Source organism: Sorangium sp. So ce363 (assembly GCF_051520435.1).
GTDB lineage: Bacteria > Myxococcota_A > Polyangia > Polyangiales > Polyangiaceae > Sorangium > Sorangium cellulosum_B.
Map to the genome: position 1 here is coordinate 8387015 of NZ_CP150333.1, position 16256 is coordinate 8403270.

The following is a 16256-nucleotide window of genomic DNA, read 5'->3' on the forward strand; positions in this document are numbered from 1 at the left end:
AGGCAGCATGCGCCCCAATCCTCTCTCACCGCTGCTCCTTTCCGCCTTCCTCTCCGCCTGCAGCTCAGCTCCCGAGGCGAAGGTCCCGGCCCCGGGCGGGCAGACCTTCCCCGAGGCGGTCGCGATGATGTGCGATGTCGACAGGAGAGCCGGGCTCGACCCGGAGGCCGATCCGATCAGCGTCGGGCAGATGCGGTCGGCGTGGATCGGAGAGCACGTGGAGAGCCCCGATGGAATCGAGCTCCGCACGATGCTCAGCGTGAAAGGGGCCGCTGAGCAGGGCGCGATGCTGCGCGAGGAGGCCAAGAAGACAGGACTCGCGCGCTGCGCGCTGGCGGACTCGCTGGAGGCGGACGGGACCGGCGGGCTATCGCCATGAGGCGGCGGTCCCATTGAAGCACCTCCGGACGTGATCAAGGCTTTGATGCACTGCTCCAGCTCTCCGCCGCTGGCTGCTCACGCTCTCACGAAGACATCTGGAGACCGTGATTCATCGCCTCGTCGGGCCGCTTTCGTCCACCGTCAGGAGAGCACTTCCGAGGCATCCTTCGCCCCGAGAACGTTATCGATCCAGCGGTCGAGGGTCGTGATGTCCGTGCATGCCTGGATGCGCGCGCTCTCGCACTCGGCGAGCACGATCCCTGCGCGCGCGAGCAGCCGGAGCAGCGTGCCCCGCTTGGCCTTGAGCTCGCCCTCACGCAAGCCCTCACGCAGGCCCTCGAGCTTGCCGCGATCGATGAGCTTCTGCACGAACGGGGGAAAAGTTGCCTCGCCTTCGATCTGCCGTTCCATGACCAACGCCTCCAGAGCCCGCCGCATGGGCTCACGCAACCCGTTCCAGATGACCTGAAAATAGACCGCCGCGTGCTCCTGGTCGAGCCTACCGAGGGCGGCGAGCGCGGCCTGGACCACGGTGAGCCCGTTCGGCCCGTTGCCGTGCACCACGGCGGAGAGCACAGCGAGCTCGATCTCTTGCTCGGCTTCGGTAGGGTCGGTGATCTCGGGGACTACGGCTGGACCGAGCACCAGCGGCTCGACGTGGCCCAGCCCCAGGCCGAGGTCGACGAATCGCGGCGGCCTCGTCGCCCCGACCGCCCCTGAACCGCGGCGGCCCCATCGCCCCCACCGCTCTCGCCGCAGCCGACAAGAAGCGCCCTCACTTCGCCACGCGGCGAGCGCCTCCCGCTCTCGCGCCACCTCGCTGGCTCCCCCTCCCCTCCCCGCCTATCCTGCCCTCATGGCCGCGCCGACCCCGCTCCGCCTCGCCTGGGCGACCGACGTCCACCTCAACTTCCTCTCCCGCGAGGAACTCACCGCCTTCTGCTCCACCCTCGCGGCCACCGCCTCCGATGCCGTCCTCTTCACCGGCGACATCGCGGAAGCCACGAGCCTCCGCCCTCTCCTCGAGACCGTCGCCCGGGCCATCGAGCGCCCGCTCTACTTCGTCCTCGGCAACCACGATTTCTACCGCGGGAGCATCGCCGCCGTGCGCACGATGGCCGCCGAGCTCTCGGCCACCTCCCCCTGGCTCAGGTGGCTCCCGTCGATCCCCCACGTCGAGCTCGGCCCGGACACCGCCCTCGTCGGCCACGACGGCTGGGCCGACGCCCGCCTCGGCAATTACGAGAGATCGCCCGTCATGCTCAACGATTACGTGCTCATCCAGGAGCTCGCCTCCCTCGGCCGGCGCCGCCGGAGAGAGGCCTTGCACCGCCTCGGCGACGAGGCCGCGGCGTACCTGCGCCGCGTCCTGCCCGCGGCCCTCGAGCGGTACCGGCGCGTCATCGTCGCCACGCACGTCCCCCCGTTCAAGGAGGCATGCTGGCACGAAGGCCAGATCTCCAACGACGATTGGCTTCCCCATTTCACCTGCAAGGCCACAGGCGAGGTGATCCGCGAGGCCGCCGTGCGGTACCCGGAGCGGCAGATCGAGGTGCTCTGCGGCCATACCCACGGCGCCGGCGTGGCGGAGATCCTCCCGAACCTCGTTGTGCGCACCGGCGGCGCCGAATACGGCGAGCCCGCGGTGCAAGGCGTCATCACGACCACGTAGGCCACCATCGCGCCGCGCACCCCGCCTCCCCGCCGCCCTCGCGGGCGTCCATCCCAGGTACCATCCTATCCCGGCACGACGTATCCTGCGCGCCCACTCCCCCGCCGACCTCGGCAGAACGGTGAGCCATGCCGACGAACGATCCCGACAGCCAGCTCGACGAGCTCCTTCGCGCGCTCGACGCGAACCCTCGCGCCGCCGACGTCTTCTATCCCAGGCAGGTGAACACGAGCCCACCCGCCGGCGCGACGGACTACGACATCCCCGTCGCCCCCGGGGTGACGCTCGGCGCGCGCTGGCACCTGTCCGACCCCGGCAATCCGACCGTGCTCGCGTTCCACGGCAATGGCGAGACCGTCCCCGACTACGACGACATCGCCGAGGGCTGGCATGACATCGGGCTCAACCTCTTCATGGTCGATTACCGCGGCTATGGCTGGAGCGGCGGGCAGCCGACGCTGCGCTCGCTCCGAGAAGATCCCGTGAAGGTCTCCGATTTCTTCCAGCGCGAGCTCGCCGAGACGAGCCGCGCCGCAGGCCTTGAACAGCCGCCGAAGCCGCTGCTCTTCGGCCGCTCGCTCGGCAGCTCCCCGGCGTCGCGCATCGCAGCGCTCCGCGGCGACGCGTACCGCGCGCTCCTCCTCGAGAGCGGGTTCAGCGACGTGCGGCACCTTCTCGCCCTCTTCGAGATCGACCTCGGCGATCTGCGCGACGAGGCGCACCGCAGCTTCTCGAACCCGGAGCTCCTGAGGAACGTCGAGATCCCGGTCCTCGTCCTGCACGGCGCGCGCGACACGCTGCTCCCGCCGGACCACGCCCGCGAGAACCACGCGGCCGTCCCCCACCAGAGGAAAGCCCTGCACCTCATCGACGGCGCCGGGCACAACGATATCCTCCTCTTCGCGTCCGCCTATTTCGGAGCGATACGGGCCTTCCTGCAGAAGCACTGAGCGAAAGCACCGAGCGGCGCTCGCCCGCTACACCTCGAACAGCAGAAACGGCTTGCCGGTGAGCTTCCTGAGCAGCGGCATCGCCACGTTGTAGACCGGAGTCCCGTTCGACATGTGCCCCTCGAGCGCCCCGTGGTGCGCGTGGCCGTGGAAGACCACGTCGGCGCCGTACAGATCGATCGGCGCGGCAAGGCGGCTCGTCCCAAGGAACGGCCTTATCTCCACGTTCTCGCCGACGGTCGTCTCGAGGATCGGCGTGTAATGCATGATCACGATCTTCTTCTCGCTGTCGAGCTGGGACAGCGCCGCCTCTAGCTTCAGCGCCTCGGTCACGGCCTCCTGGACGAACGCCTTGAGCGGGCCCTCGCCGAACGCCTGGAGCGTCGCGCTCCCGAACCCGCCCATGAAGCCCTTCACGCCGGCAACCCCGATGTCGTCGCGCAAGATCAGGTGATCTCCGTCGAGCACCTCGACGCCCGCGTCGCCCAGGAGCTTCGCGATCTCGGCGCCCGCCCCCCGGTCGAGATCGTGATTGCCGAGCACAGCGGCGCACGGCATCGAGAGCCCGGCGAGCGCGTCGGCCAGCACCTTCGCCTCCTCGGGATGGCCGCGATCGGTGAGATCGCCGCACAGCACGAGCAGCTCCGCCTCCGCGTTCACCGCCTTCACGAGCTCGCGCATCCTGGCGCCGTGCTCCGGCCGGCAGTGCAGATCCGAGGACGCCGCGATGCGGCGCTTGCCCGGCTCCCCGTTCCCTCCGGCGACGGCGGCGCTCATGATCCCGGCTTGCGGACCCGCGCCGCCTCGACCTCCACCCCCGGCCCCTCCGCGCCGCCCGGAGCCCCGTCACGGCCCGGCTTCCCCTTGCCGAGGCGAGGCCGCCCCGCCGCAGACCGCTGGCGCTTCCTGCACAGCGCCCCCCGCGCCGCCTCGGGCGCGGACGCAGCGGACCCCATGACGAGCCCGAGCTTCTCGTAGTCGTGCACGTACTGCTGCCTGCTGATCAGGTTGCCCCGGCATACCCGGAGCGGCGCGTCGCCGGCCCGCGTCTGCGCCAGCGTACGCCGGCAGAGCTCGTCGATGATCCACCCGGGCACCCGGCTCCGCGCGCCCGGATAGACGAAGCGGTACAGCGTCAGGTGCGCGAACAGGACCTCCCAGTAGGGACCGAACCGGGCGAGGAGCCTCTCCCAGTCCATCTCGTCGCCACACGCGTAGATCAGGTGGTTCACGTCGGCGCCGTCGTACCGCTCCCGCTCGTCCACGAACGCCTTCGTGAAGATGATCTCCTCGACCGGCGCGATCAGGCAGGAGTGCCCCAGGATCGTGGCCGGACGCGCGTGCTCGAACCAGCCGCCATCCACCACGGCCAGGCCGTTGCTCGACGAGAAGATGAGATCGATGAAACGGTCGCCCGCGTAGGCCTTCCCGATCCACCGCGGATCGATGAGCTCCGTCTCGAAGCCAGCCCGCTCCAGCGCCCTGAACGCCGCCGGCACCTCCCGCTCGTCCAGCATCACGTCGAGATCCTTCGTGTCCCGGAAAATGCCCGTGTACGCGAAGAAGGCATACGCCCCCGCCACCATGAACGGCACGCCGGCGCAGAGGAGCGCGTCCATCGCCCTCACCCTCACCTCCAGCTCGCCCGCGCGGGAGAGCTGGCCGGCGGGGTCGTCGAAGGCCGGAGGAGCGAGCGCCGCGCGCTCGCCGGCGCGCGTCGCCCGGGCTGAAAGCGCGTGCTCCGCGTCGCCTGCGACAGGGGATCCGCTGCGGACCATCCCCCTCTGCGTAATGAACAGGACGTGCGATGGCGACCCCCCTCCCCCCTCACGCGCCCGGAACATGCGTGGCCCCGTGGACCGCGCGGACCACGCCGGAACGACGCGAACGAAGGAAGAGAAGCGGGCTCGTCGTCGCTGACCATTGCACGACGTGGCGGGTCTGGCTCAAGCTCGCCTGCCGGGACCGCTCGGCGCGCCCCGAGCTGGCTGGCGACGAGCCGCGGCCCGCGACGCTCGAAGAGGAGGCACATCCGTGAACACCGCCATCGCGACGATCAATCCAGCGACCGGAGAGACGATCGAGACGTTCGAACCCCTCTCGTCAGCGGCGCTGGAGCAGAAGGTGGCGCGCGCGCACGCCGCGTTCCGCAGCTTCCGGCAGACCCCGATCGCCGAGCGGGCCCAGAAGCTGCGCCGGGCAGCCGACATCCTGGACGGCGAGAAGGAGCAGCTCGGGCAGCTCATGACGTTCGAGATGGGGAAGACCATCGGCTCCGCCATCGCCGAGGCCCAGAAGTGCGCGACCGCGTGCCGCTACTACGCCGACAACGCCGAGCGCCTGCTCGCCCCCGAAGAGGTCGCCACCGACGCGGGCAGGAGCTACGTGGCCTTCCACCCGCTCGGCGTGGTGCTCGCCATCATGCCGTGGAACTTCCCGTTCTGGCAGGTCTTCCGCTTCGCCGCGCCGGCGCTCGTCGCCGGCAACGTCGGCCTCCTCAAGCACGCCTCGAACGTCCCCCGCTGCGCGCTCGCGATCGAGGACATCCTCCGCCGGGCCGGCTTCCCGGAAGGGGTCTTCCAGGCGCTGCTCACCGGGACCGACGTCGTGCCGCGCCTCCTCGCCGACCCGCGCATCGCGGCCGCGACGCTCACCGGCAGCGAGAACGCGGGGCGCAGCGTCGGCGCCCACGCCGGGAAGCACCTCAAGAAGGTGGTGCTCGAGCTCGGCGGCAGCGATCCGTTCATCGTCCTGCCGAGCGCCGACCTCAACGCCGCCGTGGGGACCGCGATCCGCGCGCGCATCATCAACAACGGCCAGTCCTGCATCGCGGCGAAGCGCTTCATCGTGCACGAGTCGATCGCGCCTGAGTTCGAGCAGCGCTTCGTCGCGACCATGCGGCGCCTGCGGGTCGGTGATCCGATGGATCCGTCGGTCGACGTCGGGCCGCTCGCCACGCCGCAGATCGCCGCGGAGCTCGAGGAGCAGGTGCGGGCGTCGGTGGCCGCGGGCGCGCTCCTCCTCACCGGAGGCAAGCGGCTGAGGGGGCCGGGCAACTACTTCCCGCCGACCGTGCTCACCGACGTCCAGCGCCCCTCCCCCGCCGCCGACGACGAGCTCTTCGGCCCGGTCGCGGCGGTCTTCCGCGTCACCGACCTCGACGAGGCCATCCAGATGGCGAACTCCACCCGGTTCGGCCTCGGGGCGAGCGCCTGGACCCGCGACGCCGACGAGCGCGAGCGCCTCATCAACGAGCTCGACGCCGGCCAGGTGTTCATCAACGGCATGGTCGTGTCCGATCCCCGGCTGCCGTTCGGCGGCATCAAGATGTCCGGCTACGGCCGCGAGCTCTCCTCGTACGGCCTGCGCGAGTTCGTGAACGTCAAGACCGTCTGGATCGCCAAGGACGAACGGCCGAGGGGCCTGCCTGCATCCGAGTAATTCGAGGAGCGGAGCGACCGAAGGACGGCGAGATCGAGCGGCCGAGCGATCGCCGGGGGAGCCGCTCGCCAGCCGTCCGGCCGCCGCTTCCCCGGCGTCGTGCGACGGGCGATGATGGCGGCCATGTCGCTCCCCGGCTTCACCGAGACGCAGTTCTCACACGACGGCGTGGCGCGGGTGGTCTACCGCCGCGGCGCGGGCCCGGGCGTCGTCGTCATGCACGAGATCCCGGGCATCACCCCGTCGGTCGCGGCGTTCGCCGAGCGCGTGGCGGACGCCGGCTTCACCGTCTTCGTGCCCCACCTCTTCGGGACGCCAGGCAAGCTGGACACGCCCCTCTACATCGTCGAGCAGCTGGGCCGCGCCTGCATCAGCCGCGAGTTCCACGTGCTCGCGTCCAGGCAGGCGAGCCCGATCACCGACTGGTTGCGCGCGCTCTGCCGCGACGTCCACGCGGAGCTCGGGGGCAAGGGCGTCGGCGCGATCGGCATGTGCCTGACGGGCAACTTCGCGCTGGCGCTGATGGTCGACCCCGCCATCGCGGCGCCCGTGCTGAGCCAGCCGTCGCTGCCCTTCCCGCTCTCGCGCGAGCGCCGCGCCGGGCTCCACCTCTCCGACGACGGCCTCCGTGCCGTCAAGGAGCGCGTCGCCGCCGGTACCCCGGTGCTCGGGCTCCGCTTCACCCACGATCCGATGTGCCCGAAGGAGCGGTTCGACCGCCTCCGGGCCGAGCTCGGCGACGGCTTCGAGAGGATCGAGATCGACTCGTCCCCAGGCAACCCCCATGGGATCCCGCGCACCGCCCATTCGGTCCTGACGCGCGATCTGGTCGACCGCGAGGGCCACCCGACGCGCGAGGCGCTCTCGCGCGTCCTCGCCTTCTTCCGCGAGCGACTCCACCCCTGACCGCCCGCAACGGAAGCCGCGCCCGAGCCAGAACGTCACGCGACGTCACGCGACGTCACGCGACGTCACGCGACGAGGCACAGCCGGTTGCGTCTCCGTGAACGTCGACTTACCGTCATTGATTGTGTCGGACGATCCGGCCGTGGCCGCTCTGCTGAGCGAGTACCCCCCTGCAGCGCAACAGCTGACCTTGCGCGTGCGCAAGCTGCTCCTCCGCATCATTCCCGACGTCCACGAGCACGTCTATCCAGGCTGGCGGCTCGTCAGCTTCCGGATGGGCAGCGGCGACCAACACAAGATCTGCTGGCTCGCCCCGCAGCGCTTCGGCGTGACCCTCGGCTTCGAGCGCGGCGCCGAGCTGCCGGATCCGAACGGCATGCTCACCGGCGAAGCCAAGCAGGCCAGGAACCTCCATATCCGCTCTGCCAAGGACGTGGACGTCGCCGCGATCGCCGCGCTGGTCGCGGCCGCCGTCGCGCTCCACCGGGACCGGTGAGGATCACGCGGAGCGCCGCTGCGCGACGGCCGCGCCCGCGGCTCAGCGGCGCCCGTGGACGACCCGCCCGCCCGTCTTGCCGAGCGCGTACGAGAACCCGAGCTCCAGCGTGGAGCGGGTGACGATCGCCCCGAGATCGAGCCCCTGCTCCACCATGAGCCGCGCGGCCTGGGGCGCGATCCCGACGAGCACCACCTCGGCCCCGAGCAGCCCGGCGGCGCGCGCCGCCTGCGCGAGGTGGTTCGCCGCGCTCGCGTCGACCACCGCCATGCCGGTGACGTCGATGATCACGACGCGCGCCTGGTGCTCGGAGATCTCCTTCAGCATCGCCTCGATGAAGCGGCCGGAGCGGTGCGTGTCCAGCGCGCCCACGATCGGCATGACGAGGACGCCGCGCGCGATCGGCACCACCGGGCTCGACATCGCGGCGATCGTCTCGAGGAGCGCCTCCTGGCGGCTGCTCAGCGACTCGAGCGCCCTCGTCCGCTCCTTGATCCGCGACAGGAGCCGCGCGTTCTCGATCACGACGGCGGCCACCGCGGCCACGCGCTCGACGAGCGCCAGGTCGGTCGCCGAGCACGCGTCGGGCTGCGGGCTGGCCAGGACGAGGACCCCGAGGACCGCCTCCCGGGAGAGCAGCGGCACGCCGACCAGCGTGCGCGCGCCGCTCCGGCGCGCCTCGGCGACGTCGCGGAGGTGCTCGTGCTCGCTCGACGCGGTGTCGATGACGAGCGAGCTGCACGAGCGCATCACCCGGCTCACCAGCGAGTCGTCCGTGACGGGCGCGCGCTCGTCGTCGACGAGGCTCTCGCGCTGGGCCATGCCGATCACCAGGAAATCGAGCGCGCGCTCGTGCCCCCCCGCGCCCAGCCTGCGGCTCGCGATCCTGCGGGCGGAGCTCAAGGCGAGGTGATCCGAGAGGGCGCTCGAGAACGGCGTGCGCTCGAGGGTCACGAGGTCGACCCCCGTGTCGATGCAGCGCGACGCCGGCAGATCCGCGAGGGCCTCCGGGACGCCGCGCGTGGCCATCTCGTAGAGCGCCTGCACGCCGCGGTACCCCATGTCGTACTCGCGCTGCACGATCGCCGCGTGGATCACGCCGTCCTGGAGCATCGCGATCGTCGAGGTGACGAGATCGAAGGCGACCACCTTGAGATCGCCGGATCGCCCGAGCCTCATCGAGGCAAGCCCCAAGCTGGGGCCGTTCTCGCTGCACACACCCAGGGCGCCGGCGAGGCCGGCGTTCGACCGCACCGCGTCGACGGCGAGCGCGATCGCGCTCTCCACATCGAACAGGTTCTCCGAGAGCGAGGCCACGCGGACCGACGAGCCGGCGATCGCCTCGCGGAACCCCTCGATGCGCCCCTGGGCGTTCGGCACGGCGAAGGACTCCGCCTGGACGGTGATCTCGCCTCCCTGCGGCATGAGCCGCAGCATCGCCTCGCCCGCGATCCTCCCGGCAGCCCGGTTGTCGGTCCCGACGTAGAGCAACGACCGGCTGCCTGGGGCGGCCGGCGTGTCGATCGTGATGACCGGGATACCCGCCGCCATCGCGCGGTCGATGGCCGGCTCGAGCGCCACGGGGTCGATGGGCGCGATCGCGATCCCGTCCACCCGCCGGCGGATCCCTTCCTCGAGGAGCGCCTCCTGAGCCGCGGCGCCGGCGGACATGACGCTCCTGAACTCGACCCCGACCCGGAGATCGCGCCCCGCCGCCAGCGCGCCGTCCCGCAGGTTGTGCCAGTACGCCGTCAACGGCCGGCGGGGAGCCTTGTAGACGCGGATCATCGGCCTGCCTCGCGCGCCGCTCGCGTCGTGGGATCCCCGCCATCCATCGGCGACGCTCCCCTCGCCCCCAGCATCCTCCAGGATGGCTAGGTCGATCGCACTCCAGCGCGGGCCGGTCTGCACGCTCCGGATCCCGTCCGCGAGCGTCTCGATGAGCTCGAGGAGATCGACCGACTCGGCGACGGAGCTCAGCACCTCCTCGAGCAGGCGCAGCTCCTGGGCGCTCTGCGCCTTCTCCTCGAAGAGGCCGCGCCGCTCGAGCACGACGCCGACGCTCACCGCGATCGACTCCACGAGCGCGCGCCACGGGCCCGAGAGCGGCTCCGCGTCCGGCTGCTCCAGGGCGAGGTAGGCGCCCGGCGCGCCGAACATGGGCACCGGTACGACGTGGACGTGGACGCCGTCGAGCGGCCAGCCAGGCGCTTCCGCGAGCTCGGGCAGGTGCGCCTGGTACCACGCGGCCGCGGGGACGAGGCACGGGCCGTGCGCCGCCTCGGGCGCCGCGGCGGGGCCGAACGGAGGCGACGCGCTGAGCACCCCGCCGTCGGACGGCATGTTCACCCGGCCCGGCAGGAGGCCGTCGAGCCCGACAATCGCTTTGCAGGCGAGGCGCCGGCCGGTGCGAATCAGCAGGCTCCCGCGACGCGCGCCGGGGAGGCCCTCCATGGCTCGTCGCACAAGGTCGTGGAGAGTCGAGAAAACGTCCAGTCCGGTAGTCATGCAGATCCGTTCAGCCGCTCGCTCGCTCGCTGCGCAGCGCGCGTGCGGGCGCATCCCGTAGCAGGCGTGAGCGGGCTCGTGCTTGTCAAGCAGAGACGATGGGACCACCGTACGACCACGAGGAGCTCGCCCCCGCATGAAGCTCGCCTCTCTCCGCGGCCCCGGCCGCGATGGCACGCTCGTCGTCGTCCGCCGCGACGGCCTCGCCTACACGCCTGCAGGCGAGGCCTTCCCCACGCTCCAGGCCGCGCTGGACGACTGGGAGCGCGCCGAGCCCGCGCTCCGCCGCATCGCGGCCGACGTCGAGCTCGGCGAGGCGGCCGTGACGCCGCTGGTCGCGGAAGAGCTCGCTGCGCCGCTTCCGCGCGCCTACGAGTGGATCGACGGCTCGGCGTACATCCACCACATCGTGCTGGTGCGCAAGGCGCGCGGCGCCGAGCCTCCCGAGACGCTGACGACCGATCCGCTTGTGTACCAGGGCGGCTCCGGCGTCCTCCTCGGCCCGACCGACGACATCGTCCTGCACGACGAGGCCTGGGGCCTCGATTTCGAGGCCGAGGTCTGCGTCGTCCTCGGCGACACCCCGCAGGGCACGCGCCGCGAAGAGGCCCACCGGCACATCCGCCTCTTCCTGCTGGCCAACGACGTGACGCTGCGCAACCTCGTGCCCGCCGAGCTCGCGAAGGGCTTCGGGTTCTTCTGCTCCAAGCCCGCCACCGCGTTCTCGCCGTTCGCGATCACGCCCGACGAGCTCGGCGATTCGCTCCGCGACGGGCGCGTCCACCTGCGGCTCCGCTCGACCTACAACGGCGCGCTCATCGGCGATCCCGAGGCCGGCCCGGAGATGCACTTCTCGTTCTTCGATCTCATCGCGCACATCGCGAGGACGCGCGGCTTCACGGCGGGGACCCTCCTCGGCAGCGGCACCGTCTCCAACGAGGACCCGGCGCGCGGCGTGTCTTGCCTCGCCGAGCGGCGCATGCTCGAGATCCTCTCGGACGGAGCGGCCAGGACGCCGTTCATGAAGCCAGGAGACACGATCATGATCGAGATGCTGAATCGCGCGGGAGAGAGCCTGTTCGGGCGCATCGCGCAGCGGGTGGTGGCCAGATGAGCGCCGCCGTGAAGGGGCTCGCGCTCTACGGCTACTGGCGCAGCTCGTGCAGCTGGCGCGTGCGCATCGCCCTGGCCCACAAGGGCATCGAGCACGCGTACCGGCCGGTGAACCTCGTCCGGGACGGCGGCGAGCAGCTCCGCGACGAGTACCGGGCCAAGAACCCGATGGCGCAGGTGCCCCTGCTCGAGTTCGAGCAGGGCGGCGCCGTCCGGCGTGTGTCCCAGTCGGTGGCCATCATCGAGCTGCTCGAGGACCTCTTCCCCGCGCCGCCGCTCCTGCCCGCGGATCCGTACCTGCGCGCCAGGGCGCGGCAGCTCGTGGAGATGATCAACTCCGGCACGCAGCCGATGCAGAACACCGCCACGCTGAAGTACGTGAGGGACGAGCTCGGCGGCGACGAGAAGGCCTTCGGCCGACGCTTCATCGCCTCGGGCCTCGCCGCGTTCCAGGCGGCGGCGAGCGAGCTCTCCGGGCGGTTCTGCGTCGGCGACCAGGTCACCGTGGCGGACGTGTTCCTCGTGCCCCAGCTCTACAACGCGCGGCGCTACGAGGTCGACCTCGCGCCGCTCTCGACCCTCACGCGCATCGAGGCCGCGTGCATGGATCTGCCCGCGTTCCAGGCCGCCCACGCCGACCGCCAGGTCGACGCGGTCGCCTAGCTCGCCCCTGCGTTACCCCCTCGCGACGGAGGACCCGGATGGCCAAGGTGGAGTCGATCGGCATCAAGCGCGTGGAGGCGCTGCACTACTACGTGCGCGACCTGGAGCGGAGCCGCAGGTTCTACACGGAGAAGCTCGATTTCCAGGAGATCGCCGCGAGCTCGCCGGAGCTCACCGCGGCGGCAGCGCAGCGCTCGATCGTTTTCCAGGCCGGCGAGTGCGTCGTCGTCTGCTCGCAGCCCTCCGGCGAGGGGGGGCGGGCGTGGCGCTACCTGCGCAAGCACCCCGACGGGGTGGGCACGGTCATCTTCGAGGTGGAGGACATCGACCGCGCCTTCCGGCTGCTCGACGGCCGCGGGGGCACGCCGATCGACGAGGTCCATCGGGTGACGGAGGCAGGCGGCACCTTCGCCTCGTTCTCGATCACGACGCCGTTCGGCGACACCACCTTTCGCTTCGTGGAGCGGCGCGGCTACCCCGCGCTGTTCCCCGGCTGCGTGGCCTACGACGCGCCGTGCGGCGGCGAGAACCGCTTCGGGATCGCCCGGTTCGATCACATCACCTCGAACTTCCAGACGATGGCGCCCGCCCTGCTCTGGATGGAGCACGTGCTCGGGCTCGAGCCGTTCTGGCAGATCGCGTTCCACACGAACGACGTCGCGAAGGACGCCAATCACGGCTCGGGCCTGCGCTCGGCCGTGATGTGGGACCCGGCCTCGGGCGTGAAGTTCGCGAACAACGAGCCTTACCGGCCGCACTTCAAGAGCTCGCAGATCAACGTCTTCAACGAGGAGCACCGCGGCGACGGGGTGCAGCACGTGGCGCTCGCCGTGGAGGACATCCTCGCCGCGGTGCGCGCGATGCGCGGCCGGGGCGTGGAGTTCATGCCGACCCCGGCCGCCTATTACGACATGCTGCCCGAGCGCCTGCAGCGGCTCGGCATCGGGCAGATCGACGAGGACGCGGCGGCGCTGCGCGAGCTCGAGGTGCTCGTCGACGGCGACGGCGCGAGGTCGTACCTCCTCCAGATCTTCCTCAAGGAGTCGTCGGGTACGCACCGCGATCCCGACGCCGGGCCGTTCTTCTTCGAGCTCATCCAGCGCAAGGGGGATCGCGGCTTCGGCGCCGGCAATTTCCGGGCGCTGTTCGAGAGCATCGAGCGGCAGCAGAAGGCGGGGCACGGCTGATGCTCGATCGCGTCGTCGCCGGGATCGTCCCGCCCAAGCACCACATCGCCCTGCGCAGCGAGGCGGGGGATCTCCGCTACGAGGAGTGCCTGACGCGGGCGGGCTTCGACGGCCCCTACACGATCGCCTACCACGAGCGCCGGCCGCACGAGCACCGGATCGCGGAGGCCGCGCACGGCTTCACGCTGCCGGTCGCCGCGCCGGCGCGCCCGCTGGCGAAGCGGCACTACCGGTCGCAGGATCTGCCGCGGCGGGGCGGGCCCGCCGTCGACTGCCGCGTGCCGCTGCTCTTCAACGACGACGTGGTGATCGGGCTCGTCCAGCCGGACGCGGCCGATCCGGTGTACTTCGCGAACGCGGACGCCGACGAGCTGTTCTTCATCTTCCACGGGGGCGGCGTCCTGCGCACGATGCTCGGCGATCTCCGCTTCGAGCAGGACGACTACGTCGTCATCCCGAAGGGGCTCTTTTACCGCTTCCTCCCGGACGCCGCGCCCCAGCGGTGGCTCTCGATCGAGGCCGCGGACATCCACCTCCCGCGCAAGTGGCGCAACGAGGTCGGCCAGCTGCGGATGGACGCGCCGTACTCGCACCGTGATTTCCGGCGGCCCACGTTCGTCGGCCCCCTCGACGAGGGCATCCGCGCGCTCGTCGTGAAGCGCGGCGGCGCCTTCCACGGCTTCGCCCTCGAGCGCTCGCCGCTCGACGTCGTCGGCTGGGACGGGGCGGTGTACCCGTTCGCGTTCCCGATCCAGCGCTTCCAGGCGCGCGTCGGGCTCGTGCACCTGCCTCCGGACTGGCACGGGACGTTCGCCGCGCGCGGCGCCCTCGTCTGCAGCTTCGTGCCGCGCCCGACCGACTTCCACCCGGAGGCGATCCCCTGCCCGTACCCCCACGCGTCGGTCGATTGCGACGAGTTCCTGTTCTATTGCCGCGGCAACTTCACCTCGCGCCGCGGCGTCGGCCCCGGCAGCATCTCGCACCATCCGGCCGGCGTCCCGCACGGGCCGCACCCAGGCGCGTACGAGGCGAGCCTCGGGGCCCGCGAGACGAGCGAGCTCGCGGTCATGCTCGACACGATCCGCCCGCTCTCGGCCACCGCGGCCGCGCTCGCGGTGGAGGACCCGGGCTACCAGGACAGCTTCATCGCGGGCCCCTAGCGGGGTCGGGTGACAGGAGACTTCCCTCAGGGCCCTCCGCGCGGGGGCTCAGGGCCCTGGGGCTTGTTGAAGCAGGCGCTCGTGCACTCGTTGAAGCGCTGCGACTCCTCGAAATCGATCCCGTTCAGCCCATTGCAGGACATGCCGATGATGCAGCGGGCGTTGCACACGATCGACCCGACGCAGTCGTCGGGGTTGGTCGAGAACGGGAATCCCAGCCCGCACGCCATGAAGACGTCGTTGGCGTCCTCGCAGACGGTGCGGAAGATGGAGATGCCGCAGCCACGGAGGCTATCTCGCTGGCTGTCGCAGCCGTCGAACAGGTACTTCTCGTCCTTGCATTCGAGCTCCTCCTCGACGCAGGTCACGTAGTCGTCGAAGGAGCCGGTGCAGCTCGCCTTCACCGCGGCCGCCCGCGCGGTCTCCGCCTTGTCGACGCACTCGAGGTACCTCGCCTCGCTGCAGCCGGAGCAGTCGCAGATGCGGTCGCAGGCGCGCTCCTCGGGCGAGGGGCAGCCAGCGGAAACGAGCGCGCCGCCGACGGCGGCCAGGGAGAGGAGCACCCAGTGGGTGCGCGGCGGGCGGCGCTTGGGGGCGAGCACGGTGACCTCCTCCCCCTACTCTATTTCATTTCGGCATCTTGCCGAGCCGCTCGAGCAACGCGCGCACAAGGAGCGGCCACGCGACCGTGGCGTCTGCGTACACCTCGGCGAAGCGCCCGCCCTCCTGCGGCGGGGTGAACTTGCCCCAGCTCACGCCCTCGGAGTACGTGCAGCCGGACAGGCCGCCCCAGTGGACAGGCTCGGGGCAGATGCGGACGCCGTACTGGAACCGCGGGTGATCGACCTCGATGTCCAGGCGATCGCCGACGATGTCGTAGAACGGCGCGACCTGCTGGGCCCAGTTGCGCGGCACGCCGCCGCCGATGGTGAAGATGCCGAGGCGCTTCTTCTTGCGGACCAGGCGGGCGTAGCTCAGCAGATCGAGGAACGGATTGTACGGCGGCGGCACGGCCTCGCGCCACACGTCGAAGCCCGGCTTGTCGCCGTGCTGCGCCTTCACCTTGCGCAGCATCCACGTCGCCACGTCGAGGCCCATCTCGCTGTCGGTGAAGGCCGGCACATAGACGGGCACGTCGCGGAGGTACGCGCTCCGGAGCACGCCCGGCGAGTCGCCCATCTCCGCCAGCGCCTTGCCGAGCTGGCGGCAGATGATCTCGCTCGACCAGGGAGAGCCGGGGTCCAGCTTGTCGAGCTCCTTCCGGACGAAGACCTCGATCGCGTTGAGGTTCTTCTCCATCTCGAGCGTGTCGTAGACGCGGTTGTACCCCTTCTCGAAGTACGTCTCGTCGGAGATGCCCGGGTTCGCCTTGTAATGGGTCAGGCCGACCGCCTCGCTCAGCCCGTGCGCCATGAGCGCCCCCGTGCTGATGATGCAGTCGATCATGCCGGCCTCGATCATCCGGACGATGACGACGCCCATCTTGGCGACCGTCATCGCGCCGGAGAACGTCGCCACGACGAGGCAGTCCTCGTCGCGCACCATCGCCTCGAGCACGTCGCACGCCTCGCCGAGCGCGCGGCCGCTGAACGCGGTCCTGCTCATCGCGCGGAGCAGATCGTCGAACGAGTCAATCTTCAGCGGGTCGAGCGCCGCGAGCGGGACGAGCTGGTCTTCGACGCCGTCGCCGAGCTGGCGGTGCGAGGAACGAGGATGCTCCGGAGAGGACATAGGGCGCGAACATATACCCGCGCGGGGGGTAGGCCGTCGAGCGCGAAG

The 16256-nt window shown here is 71.0% G+C and carries 16 protein-coding genes; 10 read left to right on the forward strand and 6 right to left on the reverse strand.

The window, feature by feature from the left end:
- The first annotated feature begins 7 nt into the window (after window positions 1–7).
- Complete coding sequence (locus WMF12_RS31460) at window positions 8–379, forward strand: hypothetical protein (RefSeq protein ID WP_437851304.1); 372 nt, start codon at window positions 8–10, stop codon at window positions 377–379.
- A 143-nt stretch (window positions 380–522) separates the two neighbouring features.
- Here the strand turns inward: WMF12_RS31460 and WMF12_RS31465 are convergent, their stop codons facing one another.
- Complete coding sequence (locus WMF12_RS31465; RefSeq protein WP_437851306.1) at window positions 523–1026, reverse strand: hypothetical protein; 504 nt, start codon at window positions 1024–1026, stop codon at window positions 523–525.
- A 211-nt stretch (window positions 1027–1237) separates the two neighbouring features.
- On the opposite strand from WMF12_RS31465, the gene WMF12_RS31470 reads away from it, so the two are divergent.
- The gene (locus WMF12_RS31470) at window positions 1238–2053 is read left to right on the forward strand and encodes a metallophosphoesterase family protein (protein ID WP_437851308.1); all 816 of its coding nucleotides are present in this window, start codon (window positions 1238–1240) and stop codon (window positions 2051–2053) included.
- A 128-nt stretch (window positions 2054–2181) separates the two neighbouring features.
- Window positions 2182–3003, forward strand: a complete 822-nt coding sequence (locus WMF12_RS31475) for an alpha/beta hydrolase (RefSeq protein WP_437851309.1) — start codon at window positions 2182–2184, stop codon at window positions 3001–3003.
- A gap of 27 nt (window positions 3004–3030) precedes the next feature.
- On the opposite strand, the gene WMF12_RS31480 is transcribed toward WMF12_RS31475, so the two are convergent.
- Both WMF12_RS31480 and WMF12_RS31485 read right to left on the reverse strand, forming a co-directional pair.
- Window positions 3031–3780 (reverse strand): metallophosphoesterase family protein, encoded by a 750-nt coding sequence (locus WMF12_RS31480; RefSeq protein ID WP_437851311.1) that lies wholly within the window; start codon window positions 3778–3780, stop codon window positions 3031–3033.
- Window positions 3777–4781: a hypothetical protein gene (locus WMF12_RS31485; RefSeq protein WP_437851313.1), complete on the reverse strand. Its 1005-nt coding sequence runs from the start codon at window positions 4779–4781 to the stop codon at window positions 3777–3779. The genes WMF12_RS31480 and WMF12_RS31485 overlap by 4 nt, the downstream gene beginning before the upstream one ends.
- A 256-nt stretch (window positions 4782–5037) precedes the next feature.
- On the opposite strand from WMF12_RS31485, the gene WMF12_RS31490 reads away from it, so the two are divergent.
- From WMF12_RS31490 to WMF12_RS31500, 3 genes are all read left to right on the forward strand, one after another.
- Window positions 5038–6444, forward strand: coding sequence for an NAD-dependent succinate-semialdehyde dehydrogenase (locus WMF12_RS31490; protein ID WP_437851315.1), 1407 nt, complete (start codon window positions 5038–5040; stop codon window positions 6442–6444).
- Between the two features lie 123 nt (window positions 6445–6567).
- Window positions 6568–7350, forward strand: coding sequence for a dienelactone hydrolase family protein (locus tag WMF12_RS31495; protein ID WP_437851318.1), 783 nt, complete (start codon window positions 6568–6570; stop codon window positions 7348–7350).
- A 142-nt stretch (window positions 7351–7492) separates the two neighbouring features.
- Window positions 7493–7846: a DUF1801 domain-containing protein gene (locus tag WMF12_RS31500; RefSeq protein ID WP_437740357.1), complete on the forward strand. Its 354-nt coding sequence runs from the start codon at window positions 7493–7495 to the stop codon at window positions 7844–7846.
- A gap of 42 nt (window positions 7847–7888) precedes the next feature.
- Here the strand turns inward: WMF12_RS31500 and WMF12_RS31505 are convergent, their stop codons facing one another.
- Entirely contained in the window at window positions 7889–10300 is a 2412-nt protein-coding gene (locus tag WMF12_RS31505) for a substrate-binding domain-containing protein (protein WP_437851320.1), read from the reverse strand.
- A 190-nt stretch (window positions 10301–10490) separates the two neighbouring features.
- On the opposite strand from WMF12_RS31505, the gene WMF12_RS31510 reads away from it, so the two are divergent.
- The 4 genes from WMF12_RS31510 to WMF12_RS31525 are packed head-to-tail and all read left to right on the forward strand — an operon-like array spanning window position 10491 to window position 14477.
- Window positions 10491–11468: a fumarylacetoacetate hydrolase family protein gene (locus WMF12_RS31510; RefSeq protein ID WP_437851322.1), complete on the forward strand. Its 978-nt coding sequence runs from the start codon at window positions 10491–10493 to the stop codon at window positions 11466–11468.
- Window positions 11465–12130 (forward strand): maleylacetoacetate isomerase, encoded by a 666-nt coding sequence (gene maiA / locus WMF12_RS31515; RefSeq protein ID WP_437851324.1) that lies wholly within the window; start codon window positions 11465–11467, stop codon window positions 12128–12130. Before WMF12_RS31510 ends, maiA begins: the two co-directional genes overlap by 4 nt.
- Before the next feature lie 38 nt (window positions 12131–12168).
- Window positions 12169–13317 carry a 4-hydroxyphenylpyruvate dioxygenase family protein gene (locus WMF12_RS31520; RefSeq protein ID WP_437851326.1) on the forward strand — a complete coding sequence of 383 codons (1149 nt, stop codon included), beginning with the start codon at window positions 12169–12171 and terminating at the stop codon, window positions 13315–13317.
- On the forward strand, window positions 13317–14477 hold the full coding sequence (locus WMF12_RS31525) for a homogentisate 1,2-dioxygenase (RefSeq protein ID WP_437851328.1): 1161 nt from the start codon (window positions 13317–13319) through the stop codon (window positions 14475–14477). Before WMF12_RS31520 ends, WMF12_RS31525 begins: the two co-directional genes overlap by 1 nt.
- Before the next feature lie 26 nt (window positions 14478–14503).
- Here WMF12_RS31525 and WMF12_RS31530 read toward each other — a convergent pair whose 3' ends face one another.
- Window positions 14504–15079 carry a hypothetical protein gene (locus tag WMF12_RS31530; protein ID WP_437851330.1) on the reverse strand — a complete coding sequence of 192 codons (576 nt, stop codon included), beginning with the start codon at window positions 15077–15079 and terminating at the stop codon, window positions 14504–14506.
- A 25-nt stretch (window positions 15080–15104) separates the two neighbouring features.
- Window positions 15105–16208, reverse strand: coding sequence for a deoxyhypusine synthase family protein (locus WMF12_RS31535; protein ID WP_437851332.1), 1104 nt, complete (start codon window positions 16206–16208; stop codon window positions 15105–15107).
- Window positions 16209–16256: the final 48 nt, after the last annotated feature.

What these genes read in the sequence shown, in the direction of transcription:
- WMF12_RS31510 (WP_437851322.1), top strand. Translation starts at nt 10,491, where the DNA reads ATGAAGCTCGCCTCTCTCCGCGGCCCCGGCCGCGATGGCACGCTCGTC.
- WMF12_RS31495 (WP_437851318.1), top strand. Translation starts at nt 6,568, where the DNA reads ATGTCGCTCCCCGGCTTCACCGAGACGCAGTTCTCACACGACGGCGTG.
- WMF12_RS31535 (WP_437851332.1), bottom strand. Translation starts at nt 16,208, where the DNA reads ATGTCCTCTCCGGAGCATCCTCGTTCCTCGCACCGCCAGCTCGGCGAC.
- WMF12_RS31525 (WP_437851328.1), top strand. Translation starts at nt 13,317, where the DNA reads ATGCTCGATCGCGTCGTCGCCGGGATCGTCCCGCCCAAGCACCACATC.
- WMF12_RS31460 (WP_437851304.1), top strand. Translation starts at nt 8, where the DNA reads ATGCGCCCCAATCCTCTCTCACCGCTGCTCCTTTCCGCCTTCCTCTCC.
- WMF12_RS31475 (WP_437851309.1), top strand. Translation starts at nt 2,182, where the DNA reads ATGCCGACGAACGATCCCGACAGCCAGCTCGACGAGCTCCTTCGCGCG.
- WMF12_RS31480 (WP_437851311.1), bottom strand. Translation starts at nt 3,780, where the DNA reads ATGAGCGCCGCCGTCGCCGGAGGGAACGGGGAGCCGGGCAAGCGCCGC.
- WMF12_RS31470 (WP_437851308.1), top strand. Translation starts at nt 1,238, where the DNA reads ATGGCCGCGCCGACCCCGCTCCGCCTCGCCTGGGCGACCGACGTCCAC.
- WMF12_RS31520 (WP_437851326.1), top strand. Translation starts at nt 12,169, where the DNA reads ATGGCCAAGGTGGAGTCGATCGGCATCAAGCGCGTGGAGGCGCTGCAC.
- WMF12_RS31505 (WP_437851320.1), bottom strand. Translation starts at nt 10,300, where the DNA reads ATGGAGGGCCTCCCCGGCGCGCGTCGCGGGAGCCTGCTGATTCGCACC.
- WMF12_RS31485 (WP_437851313.1), bottom strand. Translation starts at nt 4,781, where the DNA reads ATGGTCCGCAGCGGATCCCCTGTCGCAGGCGACGCGGAGCACGCGCTT.
- maiA (WP_437851324.1), top strand. Translation starts at nt 11,465, where the DNA reads ATGAGCGCCGCCGTGAAGGGGCTCGCGCTCTACGGCTACTGGCGCAGC.